This is a genomic window from Streptomyces spongiae (assembly GCF_009377185.1).
In the GTDB taxonomy this organism is placed as follows: domain Bacteria; phylum Actinomycetota; class Actinomycetes; order Streptomycetales; family Streptomycetaceae; genus Streptomyces; species Streptomyces spongiae.
The window spans coordinates 1-3,843 of record NZ_VJZC01000781.1; the positions used below are offsets into that span (position 1 = coordinate 1).

The 3,843-nt window shown below is 72.9% G+C and carries 4 protein-coding genes; 2 read left to right on the top strand and 2 right to left on the bottom strand.

Annotated elements, in window-relative coordinates:
* Positions 1-662: AlkA N-terminal domain-containing protein (locus tag FNH08_RS46610; protein WP_322726545.1), on the top strand; the 662-nt coding region annotated here is incomplete at its 5' end.
* Between the two features lies 1 nt (position 663).
* Positions 664-1,161, top strand: coding sequence for a methylated-DNA--[protein]-cysteine S-methyltransferase (locus FNH08_RS46615; RefSeq protein ID WP_152777846.1), 498 nt, complete (start codon positions 664-666; stop codon positions 1,159-1,161).
* 85 nt (positions 1,162-1,246) lie between these two features.
* Here the strand turns inward: FNH08_RS46615 and rsgA are convergent, their stop codons facing one another.
* Both rsgA and FNH08_RS46625 read right to left on the bottom strand, forming a co-directional pair.
* Positions 1,247-2,362: a ribosome small subunit-dependent GTPase A gene (rsgA, locus tag FNH08_RS46620; protein ID WP_152777848.1), complete on the bottom strand. Its 1,116-nt coding sequence runs from the start codon at positions 2,360-2,362 to the stop codon at positions 1,247-1,249.
* Positions 2,363-2,592: 230 nt separating this feature from the next.
* The coding region (locus FNH08_RS46625; protein WP_152777850.1) for a glycoside hydrolase family 15 protein at positions 2,593-3,843 on the bottom strand (1,251 nt) is incomplete at its 5' end.

A 3,843-nucleotide genomic window follows, 5' to 3' on the forward strand; every position in this document is an offset into this window, starting at 1 on the left:
GTTCGGGCGCGGGTTCCGCCAGGGGGTCTGGGAGCGGTTCCGCAGCCGGGCACGGTGGCTGGCTGGACGCGCGGATCCGGCTCGGTGATCCGCGTGACCTCACCACCGCCGTGCAGCGGCTGCGGCGGCTCTTCGACCTCGACGCCGATCCGTACGCCGTGGACGGGCGGCTCGGCCGCGACCCCCGGCTCGCCCCGCTGGTCACCGCGCGGCCCGGCCTGCGGTCGCCCGGTGCCGCCGACCCGGAGGAACTGGCCGTACGTGCCGTCGTGGGCGTGGCCGAGGCCGCGGAACTGGTGCGGACGTACGGGAAGGCGCTGGACGCCCCCTGCGGGACGCTCACCCATGTCTTCCCCGAGCCCGCCGCGCTCGCACAGGCGCAGGACGGCCGGGGCACCCTCGGTGCGCTCGCCGCCGCGCTGGCCGACGGGACGCTGCGGCTCGACGCGGGCGCCGACCGGGACGACGCGCAGGACGCGCTGCTGGCGCTGCCGGGCATGGACGCCCGTACTGTCGCCGTGATCCGGACCCGCGCCCTCGGGGACCCGGACGTCGCGCCGCCTGGCGTGGACGTTCCCGAGACGTGGCGTCCCTGGCGCTCGTACGCCCTTCAACACCTCAGGACCGCACGCCGGTCGGAGCGAGAGGAAACCGGAGTCTGACATGTCCGAACTCATCCACTACACGCAGGCCGACAGTCCCCTCGGTCGGCTCCTCCTCACCGCCGACGACTCGGGAGCCCTGACCTCCCTGTCCGTACCCGGCCAGAAGGGCGGGCGGGTTGTCCTGCCCGAGTGGCGGCATACGCCGGGGCTCTTCCGGGCGGCGGAGGAGCAGCTCGGTGCGTACTTCGCCGGTGAACTCAAGGAGTTCCGGCTGGAGTTGCGGGGGCGTGGGACCGCGTTTCGTGAGCGGGTGTGGGGCGCGCTGGACGATGTCCCGTACGGGGCGACCGTGACCTATGGGGAGATCGCCGCGCGCATCGGGGCGTCCCGCGCGGCGGTGCGGGCGGTCGGTGGGGCGATCGGGGCCAACCCCCTGCTCGTCGTACGGCCGTGCCACCGGATCATCGGAGCGGACGGCTCCCTGACGGGGTACGCGGGCGGCCTGGACCGCAAGCGGCGGCTGCTTGGGTTGGAGGGCGCGGTCCGGGTCCACTAGGGCGTACCCGTCCCTTCCCCGGGGCTCCGCCCCGGACCCCGCTCCTCAAACGCCGGAGGGGCTGAAATCAGCCCCTCCGGCGCCCTTACATCCAGCGCCCCCTCTTCGCCTCCATCGCGGCCTTACCGGCGGCGCCCTTCCGCTTCCAGTCGCGGCGGATCTCCGCCCTCACCCGCGCATCCGTCTTGGCGACGATCCGCTGGTTCTCGCGGAGCAGCTTCCGGTAGCTGTCGAGGCGACGTTCCGGCAGCTCGCCGGAGTCGACCGCGGCGAGGACCGCGCACCCCGGCTCCGCGATGTGCGCGCAGTCGTGGAAACGGCACTCGGCGGCGAGCTCCTCGATCTCGGAGAACACCTGGCCGACCCCGGTCCCGGCGTCGAAGAGACCCACGCCGCGCAGTCCCGGCGTGTCGATGAGCACGCCTCCGCCGGGCAGCGCGAGGAGGTTACGCGTCGTGGTGGTGTGGCGGCCCTTGCCGTCGACGTCACGCGTGGCCTGGACCTCCATGACGTCCTCACCGGCCAGCGCGTTCGCGAGCGTCGACTTGCCCGCGCCGGACTGCCCGAGCAGCACGGACGTCCCCCCGGAGATCACCGCGGCGAGGACGTCCAGGCCCTCCCCGAGCTCGGCGCTGACGGGCAGCACCGGCACTCCCGGCGCGGTCGTCTCCACATCCTGCACGAGGTGGGCGAGCGTCACCCCGTCCGGCACGAGGTCGGCCTTGCTCAGCACCACGACGGGCTGCGCGCCGGACTCCCAGGCGAGTGCCAGGAAGCGTTCGACGCGACCGAGGTCGAGTTCCGCCGCGAGGGACACGGCGACGACCGCGTGGTCGACGTTGGCCGCGAGGATCTGCCCCTCGGACCGCTTGGAGGAGGTGGAGCGCACGAAGGCGGTACGGCGCGGCAGATACGTCCGTACGTAGCGGGGACTGCCCGCGGGTTCGACGGCGACCCAGTCGCCGGTGCACACGACGCGCAGGGGGTCGTGCGGGGTCACGAACGCGGTGTCCGCGCGCATGACGCCGTCGGCGGTGATCACGTCGCACTGCCCCCGGTCGACGCGGATCACCCGCCCGGCGACGAGCCCTTCGGCGTCGTACGGGGCGAACTCATCCGCCCACGCCTGGTCCCAGCCGTACGGAGCCAGAGCCGACAAGGCGGCGGAAGAGGAAGAAGAAGCAGAGGAGGACGAAGTCAAGGGAGACCCTTCACAGGGTGGTCCCGGCGGGCGCGCGCACGCGCGGACTGCAGGTGGATGTGTCAGCCGGTGACCACAGAGGTGGACTTGATGGATTCCTGGATGCGGGCAGCGCCCATCTCAATGACAGCCATCGGTCAACACCTCCCGTTCCTCGTCCCGTTCGAGGGCGGCGGCCACCGGCCACCTCCCGAAGTGCCCTCACCCTAGCGTCGCCGCACGGACCCGCGTCAATCGATTTTCCGCGGCACCCCGCGCCGGTGCTCCGTGGCGTGCCGGTCGAGTTCGTACGCCACCCGGATGAGGGGAACGTGGGTGAACGCCTGGGGGAAGTTGCCGAGCTGGCGCCGGGCCACGGGGTCGTACTCCTCGGCGAGGAGGCCGACGTCGTTGCGCAGGGACAGGAGCCGCTCGAACAGTTCGCGGGCCTCGTCCTCGCGGCCGATCAGGAACAGCGCGTCCGCGAGCCAGAACGAGCAGGCCAGGAAGGCGCCCTCGGGTCCGGCGAGGCCGTCCGGGGAGGGGCCGCGGCCGGCCGAGTAGCGCAGTACCAGTCCGTCCGCGGCGAGTTCGCGCCGTACCGCATCGATGGTGCCGACGACCCGGGGGTCGTCGGGAGGCAGGAAGCCGGTCTGGGGGATGAGCAGCAGCGCGGCGTCGAGTTCGGGCGATCCGTAGGCCTGGGTGAAGGTGGAGCGGACGGGGTCGAAGCCCTGCTCGCACACGTCGTCGCGGATACGGTCCCGTACCTGCCGCCAGTGGTCGACCGGCCCGGGGCGGGCGTGCCCCTCCGCGAGGCGTACCGCACGGTCGAAGGCGACCCAGCACATCACCTTGGAGTGGACGTGGTGGCGCGGGGCGCTGCGCGTTTCCCACAGCCCCTGGTCGGGCTCGGACCAGGCCCGCTCCAGGTGGTCGAGCAGGAGTCCCTGGAGGGAGACCAGATGGTGCCGCGGGCGCAGTCCGGAGCGGATGGTGAGATGGACGGTCTCCATCAACTCGCCGGGTACGTCGAGCTGTCGCTGTCCGGCGGCGGCGTTTCCGATGCGTACGGGCCGTGAGCCCTCGTACCCGGGCAGCCAGTCGGCCTCCCACTCGGTGAGCCGGCGTTCGCCCGCGATGCCGTACATGATCTGGACGTCCTGGGGCCGTCCGGCCACGGCCCGTTCCAGCCAGCCCCGCCAGGCGTCGGCCTCGGCGGTGAAGCCGCTGCGCAGCAGTGCTTCCAGGGCGAGGCCGGCGTCGCGGAGCCAGCAGTAGCGGTAGTCCCAGTTGCGGGGGCCGCCGATCTCCTCGGGGAGGGAGGTGGTGGGGGCGGCGACGATCCCGCCGGTGGGCTCGTAGGTGAGGGCCTTGAGGGTGATCAGGGAGCGGGCCACGGCGTCGCGGTAGGGACCCTCGTACGTCAGGGGCCGCAGCCACTGCCTCCAGTACGTCTCCGTGGCCCGCAGCGCGTCGAAGGCGTCCACGGGGTCGGGGGC

Excerpts from the sequence above, each read along its gene's own strand:
- FNH08_RS46615 (WP_152777846.1), top strand. The coding sequence starts at position 664 with ATGTCCGAACTCATCCACTACACGCAGGCCGACAGTCCCCTCGGTCGG.